Here is a 12,355-nt window from a genome sequence, read left to right as displayed (position 1 = left end):
CGGGCCGTCGCTAGCCTCGGCGCATGGACGACCTGACCATCCGGCTCTCCGCCGCCGAGTACGCGGACCTCGCCGACCTCGCCGACGCCACCGGCTCCACGCCCGAGGAGCACGCCCTCGCCGCCGTACGGGCACACCTGCGCCGGGAGCGGCAGCAGGTCGGCGACGCGGCGGCCCGGCTCGCCGAACGGCACGCGCCCCTGCTGAAAAGGCTCGGCGAGTGAGCGCGCCCCGCGCGGCCGAGGCCGTGCGCGGCACCCGCCACCTCACCGTCGCGGAGGTCCTCGACCTGGCCCGGCACGCCTGCCTGGCCCACGACCAGCCCGTCGTGCTGCGCAGCCCCCGGCTGCTGGAGTCGGCGGTGCACCGGCCGCGGGCCCGCATGTTCGGGACGCCCGCGTACGAGGACCCGTTCGAGCAGGCCGCCGCGCTGCTGCACGGCCTCGCGAAGAACCACCCGCTGGTCGACGGGAACAAGCGGACGGCCTGGCTCGCGGCGGCGGTCTTCCTCGCCGTGAACGGGATCGACCTCGCCGACGCCGACCAGGACGCCGCATACGAACTGGTCGTGGACACGGCGGGCGGCGCGCCCGGCGACATCCCGGCGATCGCGGCCCGGCTGCGGGGGCTGTGCCCGGGGGAGCCGGTGTGACGCCTGGGCGGCCTCCGAACGGCGACGCGGCAACCCGCTGAGGCGGGGCGGAGGTTTCCGGGGGCGGGATCGACCTCCACCACCCACCCGCATCAAGGACCTCAGCCCTGCCGCCCGGCCGCCGCTGATCGCTACGCGGTCCCGGCTGGGCGGCGGCTGCCCGCCGTCCGGGCCCCCGGGGCGCCGCCGATCGCCATGTGGTCCCGGTGGTGCGGCGGCTGGCCGTCGTCCAAGCGCCGGGGCGCCGCGGATCGCTGCGCGCTTCCGGCCCGCCCCGGACACCATCGGACTGCGCGGGACGCCCGTCCGCCCGCGCCTTTCCGTCCCCTTGGCCACTCCGCCGCGCCCCGTACCGCCGCTCCGCCTTCCACCCCCGCCCCCCGGCTGGGCCTTCTCCCCCCGCGGCCCCCGGCCGCCGTCCGGGCGTCCGCCGCCCCCCGATGTGACGCTCGCCGCACCCCCCGAGGTCGCGGCCCCGCCCGCCCGCGGGGGCGGGCCGGCCCCGGTAGGGTGGCCCGGTTGTCTTTCGAACGACCGCCGCCGAGAGCCCGAACCGGAGACCGTGACTACTACCGCCTCCCACCACCTCTCACCCGCCTTCCCCGGCCGTGCGCCGTGGGGTACCGCCAGCAAGCTGCGTGCCTGGCAGCAGGGCGCGCTGGACAAGTACATCCAGACCCAGCCGCGTGACTTCCTCGCCGTCGCCACCCCCGGCGCCGGCAAGACCACCTTCGCGCTCACCCTCGCCTCCTGGCTGCTGCACCACCACGTGGTGCAGCAGGTGACGGTGGTCGCGCCGACCGAGCACCTGAAGAAGCAGTGGGCGGAGGCCGCCGCCCGCATAGGCATCCGGCTGGACCCCGAGTATTCGGCGGGGCCGCTGAGCCGCGAGTACCACGGCGTCGCCGTCACCTACGCGGGTGTCGGCGTCCGGCCGATGCTGCACCGCAACCGCTGCGAGCAGCGCAAGACCCTCGTGATCCTCGACGAGATCCACCACGCCGGCGACTCGAAGTCGTGGGGCGAGGCCTGCCTGGAGGCGTTCGACCCGGCGACGCGCCGGCTGGCGCTGACCGGGACGCCGTTCCGCTCGGACACCAACCCGATCCCGTTCGTCACGTACGAGGAGGGCAACGACGGCATCCGCCGCTCCGCCGCCGACTACACGTACGGCTACGGCAACGCGCTGGGCGACGGCGTCGTCCGGCCGGTGATCTTCCTCTCGTACAGCGGCAACATGCGCTGGCGCACCAAGGCCGGCGACGAGCTGGAGGCCCGCCTCGGCGAGCCGATGACGAAGGACGCGATCAGCCAGGCCTGGCGGACCGCGCTCGACCCGCGCGGCGACTGGATGCCGAACGTGCTGCGGGCCGCGGACCGCCGGCTGTCGGAGGTCCGCAAGAGCATCCCCGACGCGGGCGGCCTCGTCATCGCCTCCGACCAGGACGCGGCCCGCGCGTACGCCAAGCTGATCCGGGAGATCACCGGCACGAAGGCGACGCTCGTGCTGTCCGACGACGCGGGCGCCTCGAAGCACATCGACACCTTCAGCGGAAACGACGACCGGTGGATGGTCGCCGTCCGGATGGTGTCCGAGGGCGTCGACGTCCCCCGCCTCGCGGTGGGCGTGTACGCGACGACGATCTCGACGCCGCTGTTCTTCGCGCAGGCCGTCGGCCGTTTCGTGCGTTCGCGCAGGCGCGGCGAGACCGCGTCCGTGTTCCTTCCGACGATCCCCTACCTGCTCGGCTTCGCCAACGAGATGGAGGTCGAGCGCGACCACGTCCTCGACCGGCCGAAGAAGGCGGGCGAGGACGCCGACCCGTATGCCGAGTCCGAGAAGGAGATGGCGGAGGCCAACCGGCAGGAGGACGAGGACACCGGCGAGGACGAGCAGATGTCCTTCGAGGCGCTGGAGTCCGACGCCGTCTTCGACCGGGTCCTGTACGACGGCGCCGAGTTCGGCATGCAGGCCCACCCGGGCAGCGAGGAGGAGCAGGACTACCTCGGCATCCCGGGCCTGCTGGAGCCGGAGCAGGTGCAGCTGCTGCTGCAGAAGCGGCAGTCGCGGCAGATCGCGCACAGCCGGCGCCGGCCGGACGCGGAGGCGGACCTGCTGGAGCTGCCGGCGGAGCGGCGGCCCGTCGTCTCGCACAAGGAGCTGCTGGAGCTGCGCCGGTCGCTGAACACGATGGTCGGCGCGTACGTCCACCAGAGCGGCAAGCCGCACGGGGTGATCCACACCGAGCTGCGCCGCGTGTGCGGCGGTCCGCCGAGCGCGGAGGCGACGGCCGGGCAGTTGAAGGAGCGCATCAAGAAGGTCCAGGAGTGGGCCACCCGGATGCGGTGATACGTCCGCGGATGCGGTGATCCTCCCGTTGTGCGGGGCGGGCCGGTGCAGAGCTTCGTACGGGGCTGCGCCGGTCCGCCCCGCCGCCGTTTCGACATGCGGCCGGTCGCCGCCCAACTCGTGGGATGCGACAGGGGTTCCGGGGCGCGTGGGGCGCATTCCCGTACCGAAAGCGGTCGTGAACCGACACAAAAGACCCGTTCGCGCCCGGATTCTGGACGAGGACTTCCGCTGAGCGGACCCGCTCGCTACTGTCCCCGCATCGAAACGCCCCGTGGCAGCGCCGCCGCGGGAGCGCAGCCGGTGCCATGGCCGCTACCGGCGGCCTCTCCGTGCGTCGCCGTGGGACCGGCGCCGCTCAACCGAAGAGAGTCACCGCCGCTCACCAACGAGGGAGGGGCGTCGTGACCGCGGAAACCTCACAGACTCTCGACCGGGGGCTCCGAGTCCTCAAGCTGCTCGCGGACACCGACCACGGTCTGACCGTCACCGAGCTCTCCAACCGCCTCGGCGTCAACCGCACCGTGGTGTACCGCCTGTTGGCGACGCTCGAACAGCACGCCCTGGTCCGCCGCGACCTCGGCGGCCGGGCCCGCGTCGGGCTCGGCGTGCTGCGGCTGGGCCGGCAGGTCCACCCGCTCGTACGGGAGGCAGCGCTGCCGGCCCTGCGGTCGCTCGCCGAGGACATAGGCGCCACCGCGCACCTGACGCTCGTCGACGGGACGGAGGCCCTGGCCGTCGCCGTCGTGGAGCCCACCTGGACCGACTACCACGTGGCCTACCGCGCCGGCTTCCGGCACCCCCTGGACCGGGGGGCCGCCGGCCGGGCGATCCTCGCCGCCCGCCAGGGCACCCTCATCGAGCCCGGGTACACGCTGACGCACGGCGAACTGGAGGCAGGCGCGAGCGGCGCCGCCGCCCCGCTGGTGGGCATCACCGGGCTGGAGGGCAGCGTCGGCGTGGTCATGCTCTCCGACGCCGTGCCCGAGCGGGTCGGCCCGCGGGTCGTGGACGCCGCCCGCGAGGTCGCCGACGCCCTGCGCTGACGGGCCCGGGCGTCCGTACCGCCGGACGCCGGATCCCGGACGCCTGCCCCACCGGCCACCGGACGCCGGACGCCGGACGGCCGCCCCGCCGGGCGCCGGAGGCCGGGCCGGGCGGGCCGGCGGCGGCGCCGCCCGCCCGGTGGGCGCGGGCGTGACCGGCGGGCCCGATAGATTGGCCGGGTGCTCTCCGTCCTCACACGCCTCTCGCGTCCCGCCGCCCTGGCCGTCTGCGCCGTGCCCGTGCTCGGCCTGCTCGCCGTGGCGGCCCTGGCGCCGCTGCCGTTCGTGATCGCCCAGCCCGGGCTCACGGCCGACGTGCTCGGCGCCCGCGACGGCAAGCCCGTGATCACCGTCAGCGGCGCGCCGACCAGGCCGACCAAGGGCGAGCTGCGGATGACCACGATCCAGGCGACCGGCCCGTCGGCCGTGGTCCGCCTGCCGCAGCTCCTGGACGACTGGTTCGACGGCAGCCGGTCGGTGCTGCCGAAGGAGGCCGTCTACCCCTCCGGCGGCAGCGACGAGGAGATCGAGGCGCATAACCTCAAGCAGATGACCGCCTCGCAGACGAACGCGACCTCGGCCGCCCTCGGCTACCTGCGCCTCGACCCGAAGGACGTGAAGGTCGAACTCAACCTCGCGGACGTCGGCGGGCCCTCCGCGGGCCTGCTCTTCTCCCTCGGCATCGTCGACAAGCTCGACGGCGACGGCAGCGGCGGCGACCTGACGGGCGGCCGGAGCATCGCCGGTACGGGCACGATCAGCGCGGACGGCCGGGTCGGCCCGGTCGGCGGGGTGGCCCTGAAGACGCAGGCCGCCCACCGGGACGGCGCGAGCGTCTTCCTCGTCCCGGAGGCGGAGTGCGCGGACGCGAAGGCCGAGGCCCCCGAGGGGCTGCGGCTCGTCCCCGTCAGCTCCCTGAAGGGCGCGGTGGAGTCGCTGCGCTCGCTGAACCGGGGCGAGGAGCCCCCGTCCTGCTGACCGCGGCGGCGGGTCCGCCCTCCCCGGCTGCCGGCAGCGGCGTGCGCTCCATCGACCGCCAGGACGGGAAGACCAGCGGGGCGAGCGTCACCACCAGGTAGACCCCGCCGAACGCGAGCAGGGCGGCCGGCGCGCCGTACGCGTCGGCCAGCAGACCGGCGGCCAGGCCGCCCATCGGCATCGCCAGCTCGCATCCGGCGGTGCCGACGCCGGCGACCCGGCTGCGCAGCTCCTCGGGGACCTTCTCGTACATCACGGTCGTCAGCACCGGGTTGAGCATGCCGGCGCCGAGTCCGGCGAGCGCCATCGTCACGGCGAGCGGCAGCGCGGTGTCGGTGAGGGCGGCGACGGTGTAGCGGGGCGCGCCGGAGAGGAGGAACGCGGCGGCGAAGACGGTGCGGCGGGGGAACCGCTCGCCCCACGCCCCGTAGAGCAGGGCGCCGAGGAGCGCGGAGCCGCCGAAGAGGGACATGAGCAGGCCGACGGCGGTGGCGCCGCCGAGGTCGTCGCGGCCGTCGACGGGCAGCAGGACGGCGGCCCAGCCCTGGTCGAGGCCGTTCGTCGCCATGACCATCACGGTGATGCCGAGCAGCAGCCGGGACCGGGTGAGGAAGGCCCAGCCCTCGGCGAGTTCGGCCCGGTACCGGGCGAACGAGGCCTTGCCGGCGGCGGGTTGGGGGTCGGCCGCGGGGACGCCGCGGACGAGCGCGGTGACGAGCAGCGCGGAGACGGCGTAGGTGGCGGCGTCCACCAGCAGGACGGCCTCCGCGCCGAGGGCCGCGATGAGGACGCCGGCCGCGGCGGCCCCGACCATGCGGGCGCCGCGGGAGGCGGCGTCGTAGAGGCTCGCGGCGCGGACGACGGTCGTCCCGGCGTGCTCGGCGAGGTTCGGCAGGAGGACGCCGCGGGCGGTCAGCCCCGGGGTGTGCACGAGGCCGGTGAGGGCCATCAGCGCGCACAGCATCCAGAACTCCAGCAGGTGCGCGCCGTGCAGCAGGGGGATCGCGGCGACGGCGAGCGCGCACACGAGGTCGGAGGCGGCGGAGATGCGGCGGCGGCCGATCCGGTCGATGACGGGACCGCCGACGAGGGCGGCGACGACGACGGGCAGGGTGGCGCAGAAGGCGACGACCCCGGCCCGCCCGGCGCTGCCGGTGGTCTGGAGCACGAACCACGGGACGCCGATCAGGGTGAGTGAACTCCCGGCGGTGGAAACGGTGTTGGCGGCGAGCACGGCCGCGAGGGGCCGCCTGCTCACGCGGCGGCCCGGGTGGAGCGGCGGGCGGCCTCGACGGGCTCCAGCAGCCGGGTGCCGGCCTGGACGAGGGCCTCGCCGAGGCGGGCGCGCAGGGCGGGCGCGAGGGGTGTGCGGGGGCGGGCCGCTTCGCGGGCGAGGTGCTCGGCCGCGGCCTCGGCGGCGAGTTCGGCGGTGCGGGCGGCGTGGGCGCGGGTGGCGAGGCCGGCGACGACCTCGGTGTGGGCGAAGGTGTGCATGACAAGACTCCTTCTGTGAGGCGTGGAGGCGTGAGGGCGCCCCGGCGGGCAGCGGCCCAGCAGGGCGGGCGCGGGCGCGGCGGCGGGATGCGGAGGGCGGCCCCGGTGCGACGGCTGCCGGTACGGGCTCCCTGTGTGGCGCCCCGGTGCGGCGTCCTCGGTGTTGTGCTGCCGACAGGGCCTACTCGGCCGAGCGGCGCGGGAAGGCGTGCGTGTGGATGCGCACGGTCTCGGCGTCCTCGCTCTGCGGCAGATCGCGGTAGGACTCGACCAGCTCGTGCATCCGGGCCACCAGCTCCCGCGTCTGGTCCGCGGTGAGCCGGAGCGTGAAGTCGCTGGTGTCGGAGCTGTTGCGCCACTGCGGGGCCCAGGTGTGGGCGGTCCCCAGCCAGGTGCCGATCTCCTGCGTGTGGATCGTCGCGATCTCGTGCAGGAAGAGGTCGGCGGCGCCGCGGGTGGCGGGGTCCTCGTCGTACAGGAGCTGCTCGTCGAAGACGGTGCCGTCGTGGGCCGCCTGCCACCAGCGCTCGCGTCCCTTGCCGTGGCCCGGGGCGTCCTCGACGAACCCGTGCGCGGCGAGCTGGCGCAGGTGGTAGCTGGTGGCGCCGCTGGACTCGCCGAGCCGCTCGGCCAGTCGGGAGGCGGTCGCGGGCCCGTCGTGGCGCAGGGCGGCCAGCAGGCGGATGCGCAGGGGGTGGGCGAGGCCGCGCAGGGAGCGGGCGTCGAGGGTGCGGTTCTGGAGCTGCGGGGCCTCGGGCTTCTCGGGCATGCCCCCACCCTAAGCATGCAAAGAAATCTGTGCAAGGATTTCTTTGCAACGCTTTCTTTGGAGGCTTTGCCTCCGGATTCAGCCCTCCTGTGCCGCCTGCTCCACCAGTGGGATCACCCGCAGCGGCACCGGGTTCTCCATCACGATCGCCGTCGACGCCCGCACGATCCCCTCGAAGCCGACGACCTTGTCGATCACCCGCTGGAGGTCGGCGTTCGAGCGGGCCACCAGCCGGCACAGCATGTCCCCGTGCCCGGTCGTGGTGTGCAGTTCCAAGACCTCCGGCACCCCGTCCAGGTGCGCCCGTACGTCCGCGCCCTGGCCCTGCTTGATCTCCAGCGTGGCGAACGCCGTCACCGGGTAGCCCAGCGCCGCCGGGTCTACCTGCGGGCCGAAGCCGCGGATCACCCCGTTCGACTGGAGCCGGTCCAGCCGCGCCTGCACCGTGCCCCGCGCCACGCCCAGCCGGCGCGAGGCCTCCAGTACGCCGATCCGCGGCTCGCGGGCCAGCAGGACGATGAGGCGGCCGTCGAGTCCGTCGATGCCCATGACGCGTCCCTGTCTCCTCGGTACTGCGCGGGAGTGGTCATCCTGCACAGATGTCTCAGCCATGCTGCGCCAGGGCTGGGCAATGTGTACAGCAGATCAGGGAACTATTGCGCAGCTTGTGGATCGGCGGGACTCTGCGCTCATGACTGAGACCTTGGAAACCACCCCGCACACCGCGCGAGAGGCGGACCCCTTCCCGGTGAAGGGCATGGACGCGGTCGTCTTCGCCGTCGGCAACGCCAAGCAGGCCGCGCACTACTACTCCACCGCGTTCGGCATGAAGCTCGTGGCCTACTCCGGACCGGAGAACGGCGTCCGCGAGACGGCGAGCTACGTCCTCACCAACGGCTCCGCCCGCTTCGTGCTGACCTCGGTCATCAAGGCGAGCACGGACCGCGGCCGCTTCATCGCCGAGCACGTCGCCGAGCACGGCGACGGCGTCATCGACCTGGCGATCGAGGTCCCCGACGTCCGCGCCGCGTACGCCTACGCCGTCGAGCAGGGCGCCCGCGGCCTGGACGAGCCGTACGAGGTGTCCGACGAGCACGGCACGGTCGTCCTCGCCGCCATCGCCACCTACGGCCAGACCCGCCACACCCTGGTCGAGCGCAAGGCGTACACCGGCCCCTACCTGCCGGGCTACGTCGCCGTCGACCCGATGGTCGAGCCGCCGGCCAAGCGCACCTTCCAGGCGATCGACCACTGCGTCGGCAACGTCGAGCTCGGCCGCATGAACGAGTGGGTCGGCTTCTACAACAAGGTCATGGGCTTCACGAACATGAAGGAGTTCGTGGGCGACGACATCGCGACCGAGTATTCGGCGCTGATGTCCAAGGTCGTCGCGGACGGCACCCTCAAGGTGAAGTTCCCGATCAACGAGCCGGCGATCGCGAAGAAGAAGTCGCAGATCGACGAGTACCTCGAGTTCTACAACGGCCCGGGCGTCCAGCACATCGCCCTCGCCTCGAACGACATCGTGGCCACGGTCCGCTCGATGCGCGCCGCCGGCGTGCAGTTCCTCGACACCCCGGACTCGTACTACGACACCCTCGGGGAGTGGGTCGGCGACACCCGCGTCCCGATCGAGACGCTGCGCGAGCTGAAGATCCTCGCCGACCGCGACGAGGACGGCTACCTGCTCCAGATCTTCACCAAGCCGGTGCAGGACCGCCCGACCGTCTTCTTCGAGATCATCGAGCGGCACGGCTCGATGGGCTTCGGCAAGGGCAACTTCAAGGCCCTGTTCGAGGCGATCGAGCGCGAGCAGGCCAAGCGCGGCAACCTCTGACCGCACCGGGCGCCCCGCGTCCCGCACCGCGACGCGCTCCCGGCGGCCTAGGCCCCCGGGAGCGCGACGCGCGTACGGCCGCCTAAGGCTTCGCGGCACCCGACGCCGCGGGCGACGGTGACGGCTTCGGCCGCTCCGCAGCGGCCGCCGTCCCCTTCGGCCGGGGCTTCGGCTCGGGCTTCGGCGTCGGCTTCCGCACCGGCTCCGGCAGCTCCGGCGCGACCCACGGCGTCGGCGGCCGCAGGTTCTCCGGGCCGCCCGGCGGCGGCTCCCCGATCGACGCCAGCGCCTGCTTCGCGAGCGGCACCCGCACCGGCGAGAACGCCGGGTTCGTCCGCAGCGCCTCCTCCAGGTGCCGCCGCGCCGAGGCGTCGTCCCCGAGGGCCTGCTCGACGATCCCGCGGTGGTAGGCGAAGTCCGCGCTGCGCAGGCCCGGCTCGGTCGCCTTCTTCGCGTACTCCAGGGCCGCCACGTCGTCGCCCGCCCGGTGCAGCGCCCACCCCAGCGCATCCGCCACCTGCATGCTCCTGTGCCGCGACCACTCCGCCGTCAGCCGCCGCACCGCGTCCGCCGGGTCCCCGTGGTCCGCCTCGAACAGCCCCAGCACCACCTGGTCCTCCGCCGCCCCGCCCGCCCCCCGGGACGCCGCCGCCTGCAGCAGCGCGAACGCCTCCTTCGCCTCGTCGTCCCGCCCCAGGGACTCCAGCAGCTCGCCCAGCTCCAGCGCCAGCCGCGGCGCCGAGCCCCGCCCCAGCGCCATCCGGTAGTCCCGCACGGCCTCCCCGCTGCGGCCCAGCCCGGCCAGCGCCCTGGCCCGGCCGCCCAGTGCGTCCGCCCGGCCCGGATCCGCCCGCAGCGCCGCCTCGAACTGGCGCAGCGCCGGCGCCGCCTCGCCCCGCTCCCACGCCAGCTCCCCGAGCCGGTACATCACGTACGCCTTCTCCGCCGGGGTCTTCGCCGCGCCCGCCGCGTGCTCCATCGACAGCGCCGCGTCCTCGCGCCAGCCCCGGTCCCGGTAGACCTGCGAGGCCCGCATGAACGCCGCCAGGCCCGGCCGCAGCTCCACCAGCCGCTCCATCGCCTTCTCGGCGGCCTTGTAGTCGCCCAGGCCCGTGTACGCGTCCACCAGCACCGGGTACGCCGTCCACCGCTGCGGGGCCTGCGCCCGCACCAGCTCGCCCCACCGCTTCCCCGTCCCGAAGTCCCCCCGGGCGTTGGCCAGCGCGCCCATGCCCGTCATCGCGTCGTGGTTGCCCTTCTCCGCGGGCCGCAGCTCCAGCGACCGCTTCAGCGCCTTCTCCGCCTTCGGGAACCACGCCGGGTCCGCGCTGCGGCGCGCCTGCTCCAGGTACGCCGACCCGAGCACCGACCACGCCCCGTCGTCCCGCGGATGCGACCCGAGCCACCGCTCCCGGTCCGCGATCAGCGCCGACAGGTCGACCGCCGCCGCCGGCGCGCCCCGCCCGACCGCCGAGGCGGCCCGCTGCGTCGGCCCCGGCGGCCGGGCGTCGTCGCCCTGGCCGGCCGGCCGGACCAGCAGCGCCCCGGCGATGAGGACCACCGCGACCGCGGCCGCCACGAGCGTCTTGCGGCCGGTGAACGCCGCGTAGGGCGCGACCTGCCGCACTTCGTTGTCGATACGGTCCATGCGCTCACTGTGCGTCAATATGAAGAGCATCCCGGCGTGCAACGGAGTCGCGCGCGGCCGTGTTCACACCGATGGCCCCGGATGCCACGCTGGGCGCATGGATCCCAAGGACCACGACGAGCGCACCGCACGGCTCCGGGCGGCGCTCCTCGCAGGACTCCCCGCCGAGGCCCTCGTCACCGACCCCGACGTGACCACCTCCTACGCCACCGACATGGCCGCCTTCTGCCCGGCCGGCACCCCGGCCGTCCTGGTCCTGCCCCGCACCGTGGAGCAGGTCCGCCACGTCATGCGCACCGCCACCGCCCTACGGGTCCCCGTCGTCCCCCAGGGCGCCCGCACCGGGCTCTCCGGCGGCGCCAACGCCACCGACGGCTGCATCCTGCTCTCCCTCGTGAAGATGGACCGCATCCTGGAGATCAACACCGTCGACCGCACCGCCGTCGTCGAACCGGGCGTCGTCAACGCCGTCCTCTCCCGGGCCGTCGCCGAGAAGGGCCTCTCCTACCCGCCCGACCCCTCCAGCTGGGAGCAGTGCACCATCGGGGGCAACATCGGCACCGGCTCCGGCGGCCTGTGCTGCGTCAAGTACGGCACCACCGCCGAGTACGTCCTCGGCCTCGACGCCGTCCTCGCCGACGGCCGCCTGCTGCGCACCGGCCGCACCACCGCCAAGGGCGTCGCCGGGTACGACCTCACCCGCCTCTTCGTCGGCTCCGAGGGCAGCCTCGGCATCGTCGTCCGGGCCGTCCTCGCGCTGCGGCCCGCCCCGCCCCGGCAGCTCGCGCTCGCCGCCGAGTTCCCCTCCGCCGCGGCCGCCTGCGCCGCCGTCTGCGCCGTCATGGAGGCCGGGCTGACGCCGTCCCTGCTGGAGCTGATGGACGGCACGACCGTGCGCGCCGTCAACGCCCTCACCCGGATGGGGCTCCCCGAGACCACCGAGGCGCTCCTCCTCGCCGCCTTCGACACCCCCCGCGCCGCCGAGGAGCTCGGCGAGACCGGCCGGCTCTGCACCGCCGCCGGCGCCACCGCCGTCGTACCGGCCGAGGACGAGGCGGAGACCCAACTGCTGCTCCAGGCCCGCCGGATGGCCCTGCCCGCCCTCGACGCCCTCCGCCCCGCGACGATGATCGACGACGTGTGCGTCCCCCGCTCGCGGCTCGCCGAGATGCTGGAGGGCACCGCAGCCGTCGCCCGCACCCACGGCCTCGTCGTCGGTGTCTGCGCCCACGCCGGCGACGGCAACACCCACCCCGTGGTCTGCTTCGACCCCGCGGACGAGGAAGAGGCGCGCCGCGCCAGGGCGTCCTTCGACGAGATCATGGCGCTCGGGCTGTCCCTGGGCGGCACGATCACCGGGGAGCACGGGGTCGGCGTCCTGAAGAAGGAATGGCTCGCGCGCGAACTCGGGCCGGTGGGCGTGGAGGTGCAGCGCGCGGTCAAGCAGGCCTTCGATCCGCTCGGCCTGCTCAACCCCGGAAAGCTCTTCTGACTCCGGCTGCCGCTCCGGCTCCGGGCGGCGCCCCGGGCCCCCGGTGCGTATGAGGTACAGGTGGCGCGCGGGGCGCCGGCCGGTTCTGG

At 74.6% G+C, this 12,355-nt stretch carries 12 protein-coding genes; 7 read left to right on the top strand and 5 right to left on the bottom strand.

All coding sequences use genetic code 11. From position 1 onward, the window contains the following. Positions 1–23 precede the first annotated feature (23 nt). The 5 genes from ACZ462_RS29480 to ACZ462_RS29460 all read left to right on the top strand — a co-directional run bounded on the left by ACZ462_RS29480 (position 24) and on the right by ACZ462_RS29460 (position 5,026). Positions 24–224, top strand: a complete 201-nt coding sequence (locus ACZ462_RS29480; RefSeq protein ID WP_467807020.1) for a hypothetical protein — start codon at positions 24–26, stop codon at positions 222–224. Next, on the top strand, positions 221–652 hold the full coding sequence (locus ACZ462_RS29475; RefSeq protein WP_467807022.1) for a type II toxin-antitoxin system death-on-curing family toxin: 432 nt from the start codon (positions 221–223) through the stop codon (positions 650–652). Before ACZ462_RS29480 ends, ACZ462_RS29475 begins: the two co-directional genes overlap by 4 nt. 562 nt (positions 653–1,214) lie before the next feature. Then, positions 1,215–3,002 (top strand): DEAD/DEAH box helicase, encoded by a 1,788-nt coding sequence (locus tag ACZ462_RS29470; protein ID WP_467807023.1) that lies wholly within the window; start codon positions 1,215–1,217, stop codon positions 3,000–3,002. A gap of 404 nt (positions 3,003–3,406) precedes the next feature. After that, positions 3,407–4,048, top strand: a complete 642-nt coding sequence (locus ACZ462_RS29465) for an IclR family transcriptional regulator (RefSeq protein WP_112448133.1) — start codon at positions 3,407–3,409, stop codon at positions 4,046–4,048. Positions 4,049–4,228: 180 nt separating this feature from the next. Further along, the gene (locus ACZ462_RS29460; protein WP_467807026.1) at positions 4,229–5,026 is read left to right on the top strand and encodes a S16 family serine protease; all 798 of its coding nucleotides are present in this window, start codon (positions 4,229–4,231) and stop codon (positions 5,024–5,026) included. On the opposite strand, the gene ACZ462_RS29455 is transcribed toward ACZ462_RS29460, so the two are convergent. The 4 genes from ACZ462_RS29455 to ACZ462_RS29440 all read right to left on the bottom strand — a co-directional run bounded on the left by ACZ462_RS29455 (position 4,956) and on the right by ACZ462_RS29440 (position 7,838). After that, positions 4,956–6,284, bottom strand: coding sequence for an MFS transporter (locus ACZ462_RS29455; protein WP_467807027.1), 1,329 nt, complete (start codon positions 6,282–6,284; stop codon positions 4,956–4,958). The genes ACZ462_RS29460 and ACZ462_RS29455 overlap by 71 nt on opposite strands. Continuing rightward, positions 6,281–6,520: a hypothetical protein gene (locus ACZ462_RS29450; protein WP_467807029.1), complete on the bottom strand. Its 240-nt coding sequence runs from the start codon at positions 6,518–6,520 to the stop codon at positions 6,281–6,283. The genes ACZ462_RS29455 and ACZ462_RS29450 overlap by 4 nt, the downstream gene beginning before the upstream one ends. Positions 6,521–6,701: 181 nt before the next feature. Then, complete coding sequence (locus ACZ462_RS29445) at positions 6,702–7,289, bottom strand: ArsR/SmtB family transcription factor (RefSeq protein WP_467807030.1); 588 nt, start codon at positions 7,287–7,289, stop codon at positions 6,702–6,704. Between the two features lie 78 nt (positions 7,290–7,367). Continuing rightward, positions 7,368–7,838 (bottom strand): Lrp/AsnC family transcriptional regulator, encoded by a 471-nt coding sequence (locus ACZ462_RS29440; RefSeq protein ID WP_467807031.1) that lies wholly within the window; start codon positions 7,836–7,838, stop codon positions 7,368–7,370. A 142-nt stretch (positions 7,839–7,980) separates the two neighbouring features. Here ACZ462_RS29440 and hppD point away from each other — a divergent pair, with 142 nt between their 5' ends. After that, positions 7,981–9,126, top strand: a complete 1,146-nt coding sequence (gene hppD, locus ACZ462_RS29435) for a 4-hydroxyphenylpyruvate dioxygenase (RefSeq protein WP_467807033.1) — start codon at positions 7,981–7,983, stop codon at positions 9,124–9,126. Positions 9,127–9,208: 82 nt separating this feature from the next. Here the strand turns inward: hppD and ACZ462_RS29430 are convergent, their stop codons facing one another. Next, positions 9,209–10,774: a tetratricopeptide repeat protein gene (locus tag ACZ462_RS29430; RefSeq protein WP_467807035.1), complete on the bottom strand. Its 1,566-nt coding sequence runs from the start codon at positions 10,772–10,774 to the stop codon at positions 9,209–9,211. A gap of 97 nt (positions 10,775–10,871) precedes the next feature. Here ACZ462_RS29430 and ACZ462_RS29425 point away from each other — a divergent pair, with 97 nt between their 5' ends. Beyond that, the gene (locus ACZ462_RS29425; protein ID WP_467807036.1) at positions 10,872–12,266 is read left to right on the top strand and encodes an FAD-binding oxidoreductase; all 1,395 of its coding nucleotides are present in this window, start codon (positions 10,872–10,874) and stop codon (positions 12,264–12,266) included. Positions 12,267–12,355: the final 89 nt, after the last annotated feature.

The organism is Streptomyces sp. NPDC031121, assembly GCF_055570615.1.
The sequence above is the reverse complement of the archived record's forward strand: the minus strand, read 5'-3'. Positions and strand labels throughout refer to the sequence as shown.

Excerpts from the sequence above, each read along its gene's own strand:
- ACZ462_RS29430 (WP_467807035.1), bottom strand. The coding sequence starts at position 10,774 with ATGGACCGTATCGACAACGAAGTGCGGCAGGTCGCGCCCTACGCGGCG.
- ACZ462_RS29480 (WP_467807020.1), top strand. The coding sequence starts at position 24 with ATGGACGACCTGACCATCCGGCTCTCCGCCGCCGAGTACGCGGACCTC.
- ACZ462_RS29425 (WP_467807036.1), top strand. The coding sequence starts at position 10,872 with ATGGATCCCAAGGACCACGACGAGCGCACCGCACGGCTCCGGGCGGCG.
- hppD (WP_467807033.1), top strand. The coding sequence starts at position 7,981 with ATGACTGAGACCTTGGAAACCACCCCGCACACCGCGCGAGAGGCGGAC.
- ACZ462_RS29445 (WP_467807030.1), bottom strand. The coding sequence starts at position 7,289 with ATGCCCGAGAAGCCCGAGGCCCCGCAGCTCCAGAACCGCACCCTCGAC.
- ACZ462_RS29440 (WP_467807031.1), bottom strand. The coding sequence starts at position 7,838 with ATGGGCATCGACGGACTCGACGGCCGCCTCATCGTCCTGCTGGCCCGC.
- ACZ462_RS29450 (WP_467807029.1), bottom strand. The coding sequence starts at position 6,520 with ATGCACACCTTCGCCCACACCGAGGTCGTCGCCGGCCTCGCCACCCGC.